The sequence below is a fragment of the Clostridium merdae genome, assembly GCF_900176635.1.
Classification (GTDB): Bacteria; Bacillota; Clostridia; order Oscillospirales; family Acutalibacteraceae; genus Faecalispora; species Faecalispora merdae.
The window spans coordinates 1441119-1456787 of record NZ_FXLN01000004.1; the positions used below are offsets into that span (position 1 = coordinate 1441119).

At 48.9% G+C, this 15669-nt stretch carries 14 protein-coding genes; 7 read left to right on the forward strand and 7 right to left on the reverse strand.

The genetic code is table 11. The annotated features are described in order from the left end of the window. Positions 1 to 2: 2 nt before the first annotated feature. The 5 genes from CAN90_RS12565 to CAN90_RS12585 form a co-directional block, all read right to left on the reverse strand. Positions 3 to 542: a phosphoribosyltransferase family protein gene (locus tag CAN90_RS12565; protein WP_085834150.1), complete on the reverse strand. Its 540-nt coding sequence runs from the start codon at positions 540 to 542 to the stop codon at positions 3 to 5. A gap of 49 nt (positions 543 to 591) precedes the next feature. Then, positions 592 to 930, reverse strand: a complete 339-nt coding sequence (locus tag CAN90_RS12570; protein ID WP_085834151.1) for a histidine triad nucleotide-binding protein — start codon at positions 928 to 930, stop codon at positions 592 to 594. A 183-nt stretch (positions 931 to 1113) separates the two neighbouring features. After that, the gene (alaS, locus tag CAN90_RS12575; protein ID WP_085834152.1) at positions 1114 to 3744 is read right to left on the reverse strand and encodes an alanine--tRNA ligase; all 2631 of its coding nucleotides are present in this window, start codon (positions 3742 to 3744) and stop codon (positions 1114 to 1116) included. A 68-nt stretch (positions 3745 to 3812) separates the two neighbouring features. Beyond that, a complete protein-coding gene (locus CAN90_RS12580) occupies positions 3813 to 4091 on the reverse strand; it encodes a hypothetical protein (RefSeq protein WP_143750836.1) in 279 nt (92 codons plus the stop codon). Positions 4092 to 4162: 71 nt separating this feature from the next. After that, positions 4163 to 5749 (reverse strand): peptidoglycan D,D-transpeptidase FtsI family protein, encoded by a 1587-nt coding sequence (locus tag CAN90_RS12585; RefSeq protein ID WP_085834154.1) that lies wholly within the window; start codon positions 5747 to 5749, stop codon positions 4163 to 4165. Positions 5750 to 6130: 381 nt separating this feature from the next. On the opposite strand from CAN90_RS12585, the gene CAN90_RS12590 reads away from it, so the two are divergent. Further along, on the forward strand, positions 6131 to 7045 hold the full coding sequence (locus CAN90_RS12590; protein ID WP_085834155.1) for a sensor domain-containing diguanylate cyclase: 915 nt from the start codon (positions 6131 to 6133) through the stop codon (positions 7043 to 7045). 144 nt (positions 7046 to 7189) lie between these two features. Here CAN90_RS12590 and CAN90_RS12595 read toward each other — a convergent pair whose 3' ends face one another. Then, the gene (locus CAN90_RS12595) at positions 7190 to 7402 is read right to left on the reverse strand and encodes a cold-shock protein (protein WP_085834156.1); all 213 of its coding nucleotides are present in this window, start codon (positions 7400 to 7402) and stop codon (positions 7190 to 7192) included. Positions 7403 to 7714: 312 nt separating this feature from the next. Between CAN90_RS12595 and CAN90_RS12600 the strand changes: the two genes are divergently transcribed. After that, the gene (locus CAN90_RS12600) at positions 7715 to 8278 is read left to right on the forward strand and encodes a ferritin family protein (RefSeq protein ID WP_085834157.1); all 564 of its coding nucleotides are present in this window, start codon (positions 7715 to 7717) and stop codon (positions 8276 to 8278) included. Positions 8279 to 8565: 287 nt separating this feature from the next. Here the strand turns inward: CAN90_RS12600 and CAN90_RS12610 are convergent, their stop codons facing one another. Then, positions 8566 to 9744, reverse strand: coding sequence for a DegT/DnrJ/EryC1/StrS family aminotransferase (locus CAN90_RS12610; protein ID WP_085834158.1), 1179 nt, complete (start codon positions 9742 to 9744; stop codon positions 8566 to 8568). A 225-nt stretch (positions 9745 to 9969) separates the two neighbouring features. On the opposite strand from CAN90_RS12610, the gene CAN90_RS12615 reads away from it, so the two are divergent. From CAN90_RS12615 to wecB, 5 genes are all read left to right on the forward strand, one after another. After that, a complete protein-coding gene (locus CAN90_RS12615) occupies positions 9970 to 10758 on the forward strand; it encodes a DapH/DapD/GlmU-related protein (RefSeq protein WP_423236546.1) in 789 nt (262 codons plus the stop codon). A 2-nt stretch (positions 10759 to 10760) separates the two neighbouring features. Then, positions 10761 to 11894 carry a DegT/DnrJ/EryC1/StrS family aminotransferase gene (locus CAN90_RS12620; protein WP_085834159.1) on the forward strand — a complete coding sequence of 378 codons (1134 nt, stop codon included), beginning with the start codon at positions 10761 to 10763 and terminating at the stop codon, positions 11892 to 11894. A 78-nt stretch (positions 11895 to 11972) separates the two neighbouring features. Further along, positions 11973 to 13292 (forward strand): nucleotide sugar dehydrogenase, encoded by a 1320-nt coding sequence (locus CAN90_RS12625; RefSeq protein WP_085834160.1) that lies wholly within the window; start codon positions 11973 to 11975, stop codon positions 13290 to 13292. Positions 13293 to 13465: 173 nt separating this feature from the next. Next, positions 13466 to 14584 carry a Gfo/Idh/MocA family protein gene (locus CAN90_RS12630; RefSeq protein ID WP_085834161.1) on the forward strand — a complete coding sequence of 373 codons (1119 nt, stop codon included), beginning with the start codon at positions 13466 to 13468 and terminating at the stop codon, positions 14582 to 14584. Beyond that, positions 14581 to 15663, forward strand: a complete 1083-nt coding sequence (gene wecB, locus CAN90_RS12635) for a non-hydrolyzing UDP-N-acetylglucosamine 2-epimerase (RefSeq protein WP_085834162.1) — start codon at positions 14581 to 14583, stop codon at positions 15661 to 15663. Before CAN90_RS12630 ends, wecB begins: the two co-directional genes overlap by 4 nt. Positions 15664 to 15669 lie beyond the last annotated feature (6 nt).

A 15669-nucleotide genomic window follows, 5' to 3' on the forward strand; every position in this document is an offset into this window, starting at 1 on the left:
AATTATTTAAAGAACAAGGGAAGCGGCTCTAAAAAGATAATATCGTCGCGCTTTGCGGCATCGCCCTCTGCCAATACACAGGCACGGCCTACTACATTGCCGCCAAACTCGTGAACCAGCTTTTCAATGGCAGCTAAAGATTCACCGGTGCTGATGACATCGTCTACAATCAGTACACGTTTCCCGGCAAGGTCCTTATAATCCTCTTCTGAGAGGTACAAATCCTGCACGTGGTCGGTTGTGATGGATTTTACCTCAACATGAATGCAGTTGCGCATATAAGCCTTCACGCTTTTGCGCGCCACTACATAACGACGGCAGCCTCTGCGTGCCATTTCATAGCAGAGGGGAATTCCCTTTGTCTCTGCTGTAATTACAACGTCGTGCTCCGGGCAGCGGGCAAGCAGTTCTTCTGCTGCGCGCTCCGTAATCTCTACATCGCCAAACATGACAAAGCCGGCAATGTCGAGGTGTTCATCAATGGGGCAAATCGGGAGCTCTCTCTTGCACCCTGCGATGGTCATTTGATATGTTTGTGCCATAATTCTAATTACAGACCTTTCTTCACATAAAATAAAAAAGGAAGTGCCATTAACCGGGAGGCCACTCCATAGACCTACCACCTAGCAAGTGAAAATGCAAATGCTGTACGGTTTGGCCGCCGTCGTTGCCGCAGTTGTTTACAAGTCGGAACCCACCTGCAAGGCCAAGCTCTTTGGCAAGCTGCGGCGCTTTCTCGAAAATATAAGAAATAATTCCGCTGTTTTCACCGGTAATCTCCCAAGCAGAAGCAATGTGCTGTTTGGGAATAATGAGGATATGCACCGGTGCTTTGGGGTCCAAATCGTGAAATGCGAGTATTTTTTCATCTTCATATACTTTTTTGCTGGGAATTTCGCCATTTGCGATATTACAGAATACACAATCCATCGAAAATTCCTCCTTACATAAAAAGCTTATTCTACGATCGATAACTTAAACGTTGATGGAAACTGAAAAATCTTTGATTCGGCAGCAAAAGCCCAAAAGAGAACCATATACAGCATATGTGTTTTTCATGCAATTGCTGCCAAATTATAAAAAAGATTATTTCAAAAACATGCTTCTATATTATTACTTTAGCATGCCCGCAATGATTTCACTGGCTGCTGCCAGTGCTTCTTCCAGCTTAGCGGGGTCTTTTGCTCCTGCCATCGCCAAATCTGGCTTACCGCCGCCGTTACCACCAGCAATTTTCGCGATGGGGCCAACCAGCTTACCCGCATGCACACCCAGCTTTTGTGCTTCTGTGCCTGCTGTTGCAGCAATGGTAGCCTTGCCATCCGTTACGCCTGCTATAATGGCAACTACATCTGCCTGCTGGCTCTTAATCTGGTCGCACATGGCACGCAGCGCATCCGCTCCTGTTCCGGGGAGAATCGCCGTCATCACGCGCACGCCACCCACCGGCTGGGCATTTGCCAAAAGTCCGCTAATGCGAACGGAAGCCAGCTTGCCGTTCAGGCTTTCAATCTCACGGTCTTTTTCTTTCAGTTCTACGGCTACCTGCTTTGCACGCTGTACCAAATCAGATACATTGCTCAGCTTTAAAGCCGCAGCCGTTTCCTGCATCATCTCTGCCTGACGGGAGAGCAATGCCAAAACGCCATTACCGGTAACGCCCTCAATACGGCGAACACCCGCCGCTACTGAGCTTTCCGACACAATGCGGAACAAGCCAAGCCTTGCGGTATTATCGATATGTGTACCACCGCACAGCTCGCGGGAGAACTCGCCGGCACTGACAACGCGAACCACATCGCCATATTTTTCGCCGAACAGAGCCATCGCACCAAGCTTCTTTGCTTCTTCAATGGGCATTTCACGGCATTCGACTGAAATCCCCTGCAAAATCATTTGGTTTACCATGGCTTCGGTCTGCTGCAACTCTTCCGCAGTCATTGCAGAGAAATGGGTAAAGTCAAAGCGCACATGCTCATCTGTTACAAGCTGGCCCGCCTGCTCCACATGAGCACCCAGCACACGGCGCAAAGCCGCCTGCAATAAGTGGGCTGCGGTATGGTTACGCATAATCGCGGTGCGGCGCTCGCCATCTACCGTTGCGGTAACCGCATCTCCCTCTGAAATGCAGCCTGCCGTCACTTTACCGTGGTGAAGGAAAATCCCGCTGGGATTTTTGGTGGTATCCGTTACAGTGAACTTAGATTCACCCACTGCAATGATTCCGGTGTCTCCCGTTTGGCCGCCGCTTTCCGCATAGAAAGAGCTCTGTGCAAGCACAAGCGTTACTTCGTCGCCCATTTCTGCGGCATCCACACGCTCGCCGTCTTTGATGACAGCCAGAACCTCGGTCTCACAGGTAAGACCTTCATACCCCACAAATGTAGTTGCGGGAAGCTCTTCGGTACCGTTGGCACCGCCTGCCCAAGCGTCTGCTCCTGCATTTTTACGGGCTGCACGAGCGCGCTGCTTTTGCTCGGTCATCAATTTGCGGAAGGTTTCTTCGTCTACGGTCAGCCCCTGCTCCGCAACAATCTCCTTTGTCAGGTCAAGAGGGAAGCCGTAGGTGTCGTTCAAACGGAATGCGTCCTCACCGGAGAACACCTTGCCTTCCATCCCCTGCATCAGGTTGTTCAAAAGCTGTAAGCCTTGGTCGATGGTACGGGCAAAGCTCTCTTCTTCTACGTGAATGAGCTTTACGATCATGTCGCGCTTTTCGGAAAGCTCGGGATAGGCATCCTTGTTTTCAGCAATTACCGTTTCCGCTACTTCAAACAGGAACGGGCGGTTAATGCCGATGAGCTTACCATGGCGAGCCGCGCGGCGCAGCAAGCGGCGCAGCACATAGCCGCGACCCTCGTTGGAGGGCATAACACCGTCACCAATCATAAAGGTGGTGCTGCGAATGTGGTCGGTAATAACGCGCAGAGAAATATCTCTTTGGTTGTCTTCACCGTACTGAATTCCGGCAATACGACTTACGTGCTTCATAATATTTTGCACCGTATCGACTAAGAAGAGATTGTCTACCCCCTGCATAATGCAGGCAAGGCGCTCAAGACCCATGCCGGTGTCAATATTGGGGTGGTCTAAGGGAGTGTAATTACCCTTGCCGTCACTGTCAAACTGGGTGAACACGAGGTTCCAGAACTCGACATAGCGGTCGCAGTCGCAGCCCGGGCCACAGGTGGACGAACCACAGCCATAGCTCTCCCCACGGTCAAAGTACAGCTCAGAGCAAGGGCCGCAGGGACCAGAGCCATGCTCCCAGAAGTTATCCTCTTTGCCAAGGCGCACAATACGGTCAGGAGAAACCCCAACCTCTTTTGTCCAAATCTCAAACGCCTCGTCATCATCCTGATAAATGGTGACCCATACACAGTCTTCGGGCAGAGCCATCACCTTGGTGCAGAACTCCCATGCCCAAGCCGTTGCCTCATGCTTAAAGTAATCACCAAACGAGAAATTGCCCATCATCTCAAAGTAGGTTCCGTGGCGAGCCGTAATGCCAACACGCTCAATGTCTGGTGTGCGAATGCACTTTTGGCAGGTAGTTACACGCTTTCTAGGGGGAGTTACCTCACCGGTAAAATACTTTTTCATGGGCGCCATTCCCGAGTTAATCAGCAAAAGGCTGTTATCGCCATTGGGTACCAGAGAAAAGCTCTTCAGGCGCAAATGCCCTTTGGATTCAAAAAAAGAAAGATACTTTTCGCGAATCTCGTTTAATCCTGTCCACTGCATGTTATGAAACTCTCCTGTCTGATTATAAATGCCGCTCCAAAAAGCGGCTGAACTCCCGCAATTTAAAGCTATTTTTTTAAGAAATAATAGAACGGTTTTGGTGAGGGTAACGCACAAAAAAACAGACCTCCACCGCCCGAAATGGGACGGAGAAAGCCCGTGGTACCACCCAAATTGCGCGAAACGCGCCACTCAACCCCCTTAACGCGGGGAACGGCCGAGCTCTTCACCCGGCGGCTGCGGGAGGGGCTCGCTGCCTGCTGATTGCAAGGGTCTTTCAGCCTAACCGACAAACTGCCGGAGGAACCCTCTCTCTGCTGCAAACACAAAAACAGCTTTTTTCCCATAAACGCCTTTTTTTCTATTACAAAATCAATTCCGATTTTACTACGATATAGGTGTATTGTCAATTGGTTTTTCAAAGCAAAGCGTTGGCAATCTCTTGGAATACGGGGGCTCCGTCACTGGCACCCTGTGCGTCCTCTGAAAGCACCACAATGCTGTACCGTGGTGTATTGAGAGGGAAAAATCCTGCATACCAGCCTTGCTCCACTTCTTTTGTGCCCACATATTGCCCGGTTTGCGCCGTGCCCGTTTTAATACCTGCTCCGCCGAGTACCGGCTTACCCTTTTTGGCAGTTCCCTCCTCCACTGCGGCACCCATAAACTGCCGTAGCTGTGCCGCTGTATCCTGCGACATAACACGTACTGCCTGTGTGCTTTTTGTCTTTTCTACATACTGCAATTTTTCGTCCACAAGTCCCTCCACCAAACTGGGTGGAGTATACACACCACCGGAAGCGACTGCGTTCATTAAACCTGCAATTTGAACTGGAGTTGCAGACAGCTTCCCCTGACCAAACGAAAAGTTTGCCAGTGCACGTGGTACCAGCAGCTCCTTTTGTTCCGGCAAGCTGCCCGCCGCACTGGAGTACCCCGGAGCAAAGCTTTGGCTTTGTCCAAAACCAAGCGATTGCGCCATGCGAAGAAGTGTTTCATTGGGAATTTGCTGCATTAAGCGGACAAAATAGCTATTACAGGAGTGGGCAATCGCACCCTGCATATTGAGCGTGCCATGTGCCTTACCATTAAAGCAGTGGTAAACTCCCCCGCCAACCTCAATACCGCCGGTACAGGTAAAGGTGGTTTCGGGTGAAACGCCGCTCTCCAGAGCCGCTGCTGCGGAAACCACCTTAAACACTGAACCAACACTATACGCAGAAATTGCTCGGTTCATCAGCGGAGAATCGGGATTCTCCATTGCCGATTTTAAATCGTTTTGAGAGAAATCTGGCAGGCTTACCATGGCTCGGATTTTTCCGCTGGGTACCTCCGTAACCACAACGGCACCTTTTTTCAGGTATTTTTTTGCCGCCTTCTCCGCAATTTTTTGTATTTCTTCATCAAGCGTGAGTACCACGCCCCTTTTATTTTTCTCTGAGGTGTCTTTAATCTCTTTATTTTCTCCGGACAATACACGGTTTACGGCGTCTACCCGGTAGCTTACCGTTATTCCGCCAGGGTCGGCGGATAAATAATCCTGATATGCCTTTTCCATTCCCGCCACGCCGATATTACTGCCATCCAAATACCCAATTACATTGGCGGCAATTTGGTCGTTTGTTTTATAACGGTGGTATGTTTCAAAGGTATCAATGCCCTCGGCGTGAACCGATTTGGGCAGGGTAAGCAAAAACGGTTTGCCCTTCGTGAGTAATGTATAAACCTCTTCCATTCGCTCGCGCGGCAAAACATCTGCCAAAATGGAGGCCGCCTCTGGCGTGGGGTTCACTACGGCTGTATAGCCGGTTTCTGTACCTGTTAGTGGTTTTAAGTTAGTATCGTAAACAGTTCCTCGCCCAGAAGCCACTGTTAAACGGTAGCTGCTTTGGCGGTCAGCCGCTTCTGCCAGCTGGTTACCTGTTGAGAGCCGGTAAAGGTTTGTGACTAGTAATAACAAACAGACCATAAAAATGGAATAAAAAGCAGCCACACGCTTGCTCATGTTCAATCCCTCCCGTTTTATAGCATATCCAGAATCAGGAAGGTTTAAACAATGTTACATGCGAGCTACGAACCTGCTCTTGCAGAAAAAACCAATGAAAAAATTCAATTATTTATGCCTTTTTAATCCCTATATTTCAAAAAAAACCTGGCAGAAATAAAAAATAAATTTTATTATTTTTCTTCTTTATTCCCACTTTACACCGGGCTTTAATTTCGATATATTTTTAATAATAAATCTGAATGGCATTTTCAGAACCTCGCTTGCAGCAATCTTTCCACTGCATGCGAATCAGCCTGCGCAGCAAGCAGAATCCCACCTGCTTTACCCGGACGCTGAGAAACCTAGCCCACGCCTTCAGTATACGATGGGAGAAATCGAATGAAATTTGAAATGAGTGAAGACCTTTATCAGCGTATTTTTCAAAATAGTCCGGACGCAATTTTAATTGCAAACCCTAAGGGAAGAATCTACCGGGCGAACCCAAGCGCATGCCAGCTTTTTTTAAGAACCGAGGAGGAGCTTTGTTATTTAGGGCGGGCTGGAATTGTGGATTTAGGTGACCCGAAACTCGCACTCGCCATACAGGAGCGTGAAAAGTACGGTAAAGCGCGCAGTGAATTAACCCTTCTTCGCAGTGACGGCAGTAAGTTTGTTGCAGACTACGCCTCCTCCCTGTTTCAGGACAAGAATGGTGAGTGGCTTGCTGTTTTATCGATTCGTGATCTAAGTGATTATAAGCAAACCGAGGCAAAGCTACGCAGAAGCCAAGAGGAAAGCGAATTTCTTGCCATGCACGACTATTTAACTGGAGCGCTGGCACGCAGGTGCTTTATTGATATGTTAAGTGCCGAGATGAATAAGGCTCGATGGGAAAACCAGCCACTTACCGTAGCCATTGCAGACATTGATTATTTTAAGAACATTAATGATACCTATGGCCATATTTTCGGTGACACCGTTCTAAAGCGCTTTGCTGTATGTCTTTCAATGACCCTGCGCCCTTACGATTTTTTAGGCCGCTTTGGGGGTGATGAATTTATTCTTTGCTTCCCCAACACAAAGCTAGAAGAAGCATTTACTATTCTAGAAGAAATACGCCACAACGTAGAGCAAATGGATATTTATAATGATTCCAAGCAAATTGAGGTAACTGCCAGCTTTGGTGCAGCAGAATACCAGAGTGAGTATGGCTCTGACACAAATACGTTTTTAGACAAAGCAGATGATTTATTATACCGTGCAAAACAAAAACGAAATTTTGTATATAGTGAAGCATTTCTTGAAGAACGGTAGAAAACACAAGAGCCCCACCAGTGTATTACTGGTGGGGCTCTTTGTTTATACTCTATGATAGGATAGCCAACATTAAATCGAGGTGGGTAGCAAATTAAAAAAGCCGCCCCATGCGGAACGGCTTTTTAGCTCAATTCAAAAGAATTACTGAGCAATCTCAACATTGGCAGCCTTGAGCTTGCCGTTGCGAGCATCGGTTTCCACTTCAAAAGTGACCTTCTGGCCTTCAGTCAGTGACTTGTAACCCTGACCAGCAATAGCGGAAAAATGAACGAAGATATCTTCGCCGCCATTGTCGTTGGCAATAAAGCCATAGCCTTTTTCTGCATTAAACCATTTAACTGTACCTTTCTCCATAAGAAAAGCACCTCCTTGAAAAAATGTTGTATCCAAAACTGTAAAAAGAAAAGCCCATATCTTGCATAAATCATTAACGGACAATGACTTACATCAAGATGTGAGCTCATTTTCGTACATCATTTAGAATGCAAGATTAGTATATCATGGAGAGGCCGTTTTGTCAAACAGTTTCCCATGTTTTGCTGTTCTTTTTCTGCGGTATTTCTTGGCATTTTCTGGCCTAAAAACAGGCAAAAACTGCACGAAACAATCGGTATCCTCATACCCTTATAAGAGAGGCCGTCCACCATTTACAGGGAGTGGATTACTATGCCAGAAAACGTTCTTCAAGCAACGCTTTTTCCTTACCAGGTGAACCTACCGTACCCAAAGGTAGTCATAACGGAACCAAACCTTCGGTATGCCACTTTAATTTCGGATGGTTACGCCGGACGAGGATCTGAATTGACCGCAGTGAATCAGTATTTGGTACACAGCTATTATTTGGAAAAATATCCTGAAATATACCGCGCTTATCAAAAAATTGCACTTGTTGAAAAAATTCACCTAGAGCTTTTGGGCAAGCTCATCCTCAATTTAGGGGGAAAGCCGCTGCTGCAATCCGGTGTGACCGGCCATTTTTGGAGCGGCCAGTTCCCAGATTACCAATTTACGCTCAAAAGCATTCTGTTACGTGATATACAGGGAGAGCGTGATGCCATCTCTCACTACAAGCTGCTAATTTGCCAAATAACAGAAGACCAAATTCAGCGCTTGTTCGCCCGAATTATCTTAGATGAACAGCGGCACCTAAAAATACTGACTCATTTTTTATCCGACCCCTATATTCCGGAACCGCAAGCGAATGATTTTACAAATACTGGCAACACTTAAACCATATCCTTGCGGGTTCTCCCGCTGAAAGGGAAGGGTACTGTTGCCGAATAAGAAGCGGAATGATACGTGGCTCGGAGTACTGGCTTTTTTATTGGCCGTTATTTCCGTCGTCTGTTTTTTTACTGCCTACCAGCTTCACGCGCAGGCAAAGCAAGATAGCAATGCGTTACCCTCCCGCGTGCTGGTAGGGTATTATTCAGAAAGTAATTTTAATAGCCAAAATACGAAACCAAAAACCGCCTGTTTATCAAGTGTAAACAGGCGGTTTTTCAATACTATTCTACTTATTTATGGTATTTTGCAGCAATATCTGCAACCGCATCAATAATATACTGTACCTGCTCATCGGTCAGGCCGGGGTACAGCGGCAACGATAAGCAGCGCTCAAAATGCTTCTGCGTGTTCGGGAAGTCATCGGGCTTATAGCCGAAGCGCTTGGTATAAGCAGACATATTGTGCACCGGAATAAAGTGAACACTGGTGCCTATATTGCGTGCATTCAGCTCAGTAATGAACTGGTCACGGTCAATGGTGAGCACCTCCGGCACAATGCGAAGCACATACAAATGCCAGCAGTGCGTGGTGTACTCGGGAACAAAAGGCTCCTCAATGGCATCCATCGCGCCGAAGGCTTCTTGGTAGCGGGCAGCAATCTTCAGGCGAGCCTCCTGCATCTCCTCCAAGCGGCGGAGCTGTACAAGACCCAAAGCGGCCTGCATATCGAACATATTGTTTTTGTAGCCAAACTCAGCAATATCATACTTCCAAGTGCCGCCCTTTGCATAACGATTCCAGGCGTTCTGGCTCATACCGCTGTTGGAGAACATGCGTGCTTTTACTGCAGTTTCTTCATCATCGGTTATCAGCATGCCGCCGTCACCCGTGCACAGGTTCTTGGTAGCATAAAAGCTGTAGGAAGCGGCACCCTTGAGCGAATTGCCGATGAGTCTGCCTTTATAGCGGCTCCAAAGAGCGTGAGCCGCATCTTCAGAAACAAAAAGATTGTGTTTTTCTGCAATATCGTAGATGCGATCGAGGTCGCACACCTGTCCACTATAATGCACGGGAACAATAGCCTTTGTTTTCGGTGTAATCTTCTTTTCAATCTCATCCGGGTCAATGCAGGTAGTGCGGTAATCAATATCTGCCAAAACGGGAGTAGCTCCCGTGTGAATAATTGTATTTGCAGTAGCCACATAGGTCATTGGCGTGGTAATTACTTCATCTCCAGGGCCAATCCCCTGTGCGACTAGTGACATATGAAGAGCCGCTGTACAGGAGTTCATTGCCACAGCGTATTTTGCGCCCAAATACTCCGCAAACTGTTTCTCAAACTGCATGGTACGGGGGCCTTTGGCAAGCCAGCCGGATTTCAGCGTGGCAACCACTTCATCAATTTCTGCCTCTGTAATGTCTGGAACATTATAGGGAATAAACGTATCGCGGCTAACAAACTTGCTCATAACTGTTCCTTTCCCCTGCTTAGGCTCTCACCGGATTGGCCGAGCAGGAATGAATACGCAAAATATCCGGTTTTCTACAATTTACTAGACGAAAGTTACTGTTTATGATAATACGAACGGAAATTCTTGTCAATATGAATCCACGGTAATGCAGATTGAAACGATTGACTCTGGTAAATAATAGCGATATAATAACTTGACGGTATTAGCAAAAGAGCATTATGAATGCCTGAAGAGCATGGTTTTAAGCGCCCCGGCGGTTATGACTACCGGCAGGTTGTTCCTATGCCAGTTCTTTCGGTTTATTCTATAATAAGGGATTGCGCCAAAAGAAAGCCGGAAAGAGAGAAAATCGGAAACCGTGCGCAAAATTCGGCAGCTGCGTACGAGCTACCCGGCTATTTCTATTTTGCTGCCGAAGAATGGCGGTTACTCATAGTGAGCGAGAAAAATTATTATGTTCATGAAAGTGCTTTCGCAGATGATGGCTGTAACATTGGAGAGGGAAGCAAGGTTTGGCACTTTAGCCATATTTCTTCCGGGTGCCAAATTGGCAGGGGATGCACATTAGGGCAAAACGTATTCATTGCCCCTGGTGTAACCGTAGGCGATCACTGCAAAATTCAAAATAATGTTTCTATTTATGAGGGCGTAGAGCTTGGTGATTATGTATTCTGCGGCCCTTCTATGGTATTTACCAATGTACCGCGCCCCCGCTGCAAATACCCACAGCGCGGTACTGAGTTTTATGTTCGCACACCGGTAGGCGAGGGTGCCAGCATCGGCGCTAATGCAACCATAGTGTGCGGGCACAGCATAGGCGCACACGCGTTTATTGCCGCAGGCAGCGTGGTTACTAAAGACGTTCCTGCGCACGCTATTATGATGGGCAGCCCCGCCCGGCAACGCGGCTGGGCCTGTGAATGCGGTGAAACGCTGGAGGAAGCTCTGCACTGCCCCAAATGCGGCAGGCAGTACACACAAACGCCGGAAGGCCTGAAGGAGGAACAATAAACATGCAGAAAATTGAATTCAACGACTTGTCGGCCCAGTACCGTAGCCTGAAACCGGAAATTGATGCAGGAATTGCGAAGGTTCTGGAAGAATGCCACTTTATCTCCGGCCCGCAGGTAGAAGAATTAGAGCAAGAGCTTTGCAAATACGTTGGGCGCAAGTACTGCATAAGTGTGTCAAACGGTACCGACGCTCTGCAAATGCCGTTAATGGCTTGGGGCGTCGGCGCAGGCGATGCCGTGTTTGTACCTGCCTTTACCTTTGTAGCAACTGCTGAGGTAGCCAGCCTGATGGGCGCGACCCCCATCTTCTGCGATGTAAAAGAAGACACCTTTAACCTTGACCCCGCTTCTCTGCGCCAGCAGATTGAGCGCGTAAAGGCAGAAGGCAAGCTAAACCCCAAGGTCGTTATTCCGGTTGACCTTTTTGGCCAAACGGCTGATTACGATGAGTTGGAAGCCATTTGCAAGGAATTTGGCCTTTGGATGCTCGAAGATGCGGCACAGGGCTTTGGCGGCATGAATAAAGGCCGCAAGGCATGCGTGTTCGGCGATGTTTCCGCAACCAGCTTCTTCCCGGCAAAACCTTTGGGCTGCTACGGGGACGGCGGTGCCATTTTTACAGATGATAAAGAAATGTACGATCTGCTTGTCTCTATCCGTGTACACGGTAAGGGAAGCTTTAAGTACGATAATGTTCGCGTTGGCCTCAATGCGCGCCTCGACACTCTTCAGGCTGCGATTCTGCTGCCAAAGCTTCGCGCTTTTGATACAGAGAACGAAACCAGAAACAAAGCGGCGGCACTGTACACCTCTTTACTTAAGGATAAATTTGATGTTCCGGTCGTACCGGAAAATTATGTGTCGAGTTGGGCACAATATACCATCAAGGCAAAAACCACCGAAGAGCGCGACCGCTTAATGAAGGGCCTTGCCGATAAAGGCATTCCCACCATGGTCTATTACCCCAAAGCGCTTCACCTGCAAAAGGTGTATGAAGAGTACGGCAACAAGGAGGGTGATTTCCCGGTAAGCGAAAGCTTGAGCAAGCGTGTTTTCAGCCTGCCCATGCACGGCTATATCACCACTGAAATTGTCACCTATGTGGCAGAGGCACTCAACGCACTGGCAGAATAATAGTTACACAAGACGGCGGAGTGTTCCGCCTGATGATAAAAGTGAAAGAAATGCAAACAAAAAGGTAGGTAACAAACTATGTCAAATCGCAAGACGGAGCTTCTTTCCAAAATAGAGAGCAAAACCGCCACAGTTGGTATTATTGGGTTAGGCTATGTCGGCCTGCCCCTCGCTGTGGAAATCGCCAAGGCCGGCTACAAAACCATCGGCTTCGACGTTCAGGAGCAGAAGGTGGAGCAGGTAAACCGCGCGCATAACTATATTGGCGACGTGGTAGACAGCGCTTTGGAGGATGTGGTAAAAAGCGGCAAGCTTTCCGCCACCAGCGATTTCTCCTTTATCAGCAACGTAGACTGCGTTGCCATTTGCGTACCCACTCCGCTCGACCAATATCAGCAGCCCGACATCAGCTATGTAAAGGGCTCCACAGAGTCCGTTTCCAAATACATGCACGCCGGCATGCTGATTATTTTGGAATCCACCACATACCCCGGCACCACAGAAGAGCTGTTGAAGCCCATTCTGGAGGAAAGTGGCCTTGTGTGCGGAGAGGACTTCTTCCTTGCGTTTTCTCCCGAACGTGTTGACCCCGGTAACAAGCAGTACAAAACAAAAAACACTCCCAAGGTTGTTGGCGGCGTAGGCAAAGACAGCACCGAGGTTGCCGCTGCTTTGTACCGCAACGTTCTCGAGGGCGGTGTTTACGAGGTTGACTCCCCTGCTGTTGCAGAAATGGAGAAGCTGCTCGAGAACACCTACCGCAACATTAACATTGGCCTTGCCAATGAAATGGCGATTATTTGCAACCGCATGGGCATTAATGTGTGGGATGTTATCGACGCTGCGAAAACAAAGCCCTATGGCTTCCAGGCGTTTTATCCGGGCCCGGGTCTTGGCGGTCACTGCATTCCGCTTGACCCCTTCTACCTTACCTGGAAGGCTCGCGAGTTTGATTACCACACCCGCCTGATTGAAACCTCCGGCGAAATTAACACCGCCATGCCCGAATACGTGGTAGACCGTGCAATGAAGGTTCTAAACCGCAATAAAATTGCAATGAACGGTGCACGCGTTCTGGTGCTGGGCGTTGCTTACAAAAATGATATTGACGACTACCGCGAGTCCCCCGCTCTGAATGTAATTGACCATTTGCTGGAGCAGGGCGCAGACGCAGTCTTCTTTGACCCCTATATTTCAGAATACAAGCACAAGGGCAAGGTTCACCAAGGTCTTACCGAGCTGACGGACGACGAGCTGAAAAATGCGGACATTGTAATTGTTTGCACTGCTCACGAGTGCTTTGATTACAACCGGATTCAGTCTCTCTCCAAAGCAATTTTCGATACCAGAAACGCAATGAAGGGCGTAGAAGACAGAAGTAACATTGAACTACTGTAAACATGGTTTTTAAAGTACAAACAGCATTTCCCTATTAAAATGGTGAAAATAAGCCCGCTCATGGCTTGGCTGTTTTCTGTGACAAAGACAAGGCAAGGAGCGCCGGCGGGGCCAGCGCTCTTTGCTGCGTAAGAAACGAAAATATTGGATGTAAAATGAAGGATGGGAACGTTATGAAAAAACTGAATTTCCTGCTGATTGGCTGCGGAAGAATCTCGAAAAACCACATAGACGCAGCGGCGGAAAACGATGGACTCATGGAACTTGTAGCCGTATGTGACCTCATTCAGGAACGGGCAGAGCAAAAGGCCGACAGCCTGCAAGAAAAAACCGGTAAGCGCCCTGCCGTTTACACCGATTATAAAAAAGCACTCGAAGAGCAAGAGATTGACTGCTGCTCGATTGCAACCGAAAGCGGCTACCACGCGGAAATCGCATTGGACTGCCTGCGCCGCGGCAAGCACGTTTTGGTAGAAAAGCCGATGGCACTCTCGACTCACGACGCGCAGCTCATGATTCAGGAAGCCAACTCCCGTGGCCTCAAGCTCGCGGTTTGCCACCAGAACCGCTTTAACGCTCCGGTTCAAGAGCTTCACCATGCCGTAGAGGCAAACCGCTTCGGCAAGCTGGTAAACGGTACTGCCCGTATTTTGTGGAATCGTTCCATGCCTTATTACGAGCAGGCTCCGTGGCGTGGTACCTGGGAGCAGGACGGCGGCACACTGATGAACCAGTGCATTCATAACATTGACCTGCTGCAATGGAACCTTGGCGGCGAGCCGGAAACCGTTATGGCAATGACCGGCAACTACCTGCGCGACATTCATGCAGAAGACTTTGGCGCTATTATTATACGCTTTAAGAACGGTGCTATCGGTATAGTTGAAGGCACCGCTTGCGTGTACCCCAAGAATCTGGAAGAAACCCTTTCTATCTTCGGTGAAACCGGTGCGGTTGTCATTGGCGGCCTTGCGGTTAACCGTGTAGAAACATGGAATTTCTCTGCACCCGCCGCACAGGATCAGGCGGTATCTGCAATGGCAGGAACAGACCCAACCGACGTATACGGCCATGGCCACAATGCGCTATACGCCGATTATATCGCAGCCATTAACAACAACACGCAGCCTCTTGTTAGCGGGACCGAGGGAATTAAGGCGCTCAAGATTATTTTGGCGGCTTATAAATCCCAGAAAACCGGACAGGCTGTTTCATTTGATGATTTGGAATTCTCTACCCTCGATATGAGCGACAGCGACGTGCGCTACCGTTCAGGGGAGGCCGCCCAGTGAAGATCGTAACGATTGTTGGGGCAAGACCGCAGTTCATTAAGGCTTCTGTGGTGTCTGCCGCACTGGCTCCCGCATGTGAAGAAATTATTGTGCATACCGGCCAGCACTATGACCACAATATGTCGGACGTATTTTTTGAGGAGCTTTCCATCCCCCGCCCTAAGTACAATTTGGGGGTTGGCTCTGGTTCGCACGGCAAGCAAACCGGCGAAATGCTGATGCGTATTGAAGAGGTTCTGCTCGCTGAGAAGCCAGATGTTCTTCTGGTTTACGGGGACACCAACTCCACACTGGCCGGGGCTTTGGCGGCTTCTAAGCTGCATATTCCCGTGGCGCACGTAGAGGCAGGTTTGCGCTCCTATAACCGCCGTATGCCGGAGGAACAAAACCGTGTACTCACCGACCATATTTCTACCTGGCTGTTCTGCCCCACCCAAACTGCGGCAGATAACCTAGAAAAAGAGGGCGTTACCGCTGGCGTTTCCATCACAGGCGACGTTATGCTCGATTCGGTTTTACATTTTCTGAAGCTGGCAAAAGCTAACCCGGAGAAAGCGGCAATTTATGAAAAACTCGGCATCACCCCCAAAGGGTACCGCCTCGCTACACTTCATAGAGCAGAAACGACCGACGGTGGCCTGCCAACCTTGGTTCGTATTTTCCGCGCATTTGAGCAGCTACCTGAGCCTGTGGTTCTGCCAATTCATCCCCGTACCCGCGCGCTAGCGGAAGAAGCCATCTCGAAAGAGGGCTTTCGCAATATCCGCCTAATTGACCCGGTGGGGTATCTCGAAATGCTGCTCTTAACCAGCGGAGCAAAGCAGGTAATGACGGATTCCGGCGGCTTGCAAAAGGAAGCATGGTTTATGGAGGTTCCCTGCGTTACATTGCGGCAGGAGACCGAATGGGTAGAAACGCTGGTCGGCAACTGGAACATTCTTGCAAAGCTTGAAACCGAGGATATTCTTGAGAAAGCACTACACACGATTCCAGACCCCGCAGCACGCGGGCTGATGCCGTTTGGAGACGGCGCAGCCAGCGAGAAAATTGCGGCGGCACTTCTCTCACAAAACAACTAAGGAGGC

Coding starts and splice junctions, on each gene's coding strand:
- CAN90_RS12565 (WP_085834150.1), bottom strand. CDS start 542: ATGGCACAAACATATCAAATGACCATCGCAGGGTGCAAGAGAGAGCTC.
- CAN90_RS12570 (WP_085834151.1), bottom strand. CDS start 930: ATGGATTGTGTATTCTGTAATATCGCAAATGGCGAAATTCCCAGCAAA.
- alaS (WP_085834152.1), bottom strand. CDS start 3,744: ATGCAGTGGACAGGATTAAACGAGATTCGCGAAAAGTATCTTTCTTTT.
- CAN90_RS12580 (WP_143750836.1), bottom strand. CDS start 4,091: ATGGGAAAAAAGCTGTTTTTGTGTTTGCAGCAGAGAGAGGGTTCCTCC.
- CAN90_RS12585 (WP_085834154.1), bottom strand. CDS start 5,749: ATGAGCAAGCGTGTGGCTGCTTTTTATTCCATTTTTATGGTCTGTTTG.
- CAN90_RS12590 (WP_085834155.1), top strand. CDS start 6,131: ATGAAATTTGAAATGAGTGAAGACCTTTATCAGCGTATTTTTCAAAAT.
- CAN90_RS12595 (WP_085834156.1), bottom strand. CDS start 7,402: ATGGAGAAAGGTACAGTTAAATGGTTTAATGCAGAAAAAGGCTATGGC.
- CAN90_RS12600 (WP_085834157.1), top strand. CDS start 7,715: ATGCCAGAAAACGTTCTTCAAGCAACGCTTTTTCCTTACCAGGTGAAC.
- CAN90_RS12610 (WP_085834158.1), bottom strand. CDS start 9,744: ATGAGCAAGTTTGTTAGCCGCGATACGTTTATTCCCTATAATGTTCCA.
- CAN90_RS12615 (WP_423236546.1), top strand. CDS start 9,970: ATGCCTGAAGAGCATGGTTTTAAGCGCCCCGGCGGTTATGACTACCGG.
- CAN90_RS12620 (WP_085834159.1), top strand. CDS start 10,761: ATGCAGAAAATTGAATTCAACGACTTGTCGGCCCAGTACCGTAGCCTG.
- CAN90_RS12625 (WP_085834160.1), top strand. CDS start 11,973: ATGTCAAATCGCAAGACGGAGCTTCTTTCCAAAATAGAGAGCAAAACC.
- CAN90_RS12630 (WP_085834161.1), top strand. CDS start 13,466: ATGAAAAAACTGAATTTCCTGCTGATTGGCTGCGGAAGAATCTCGAAA.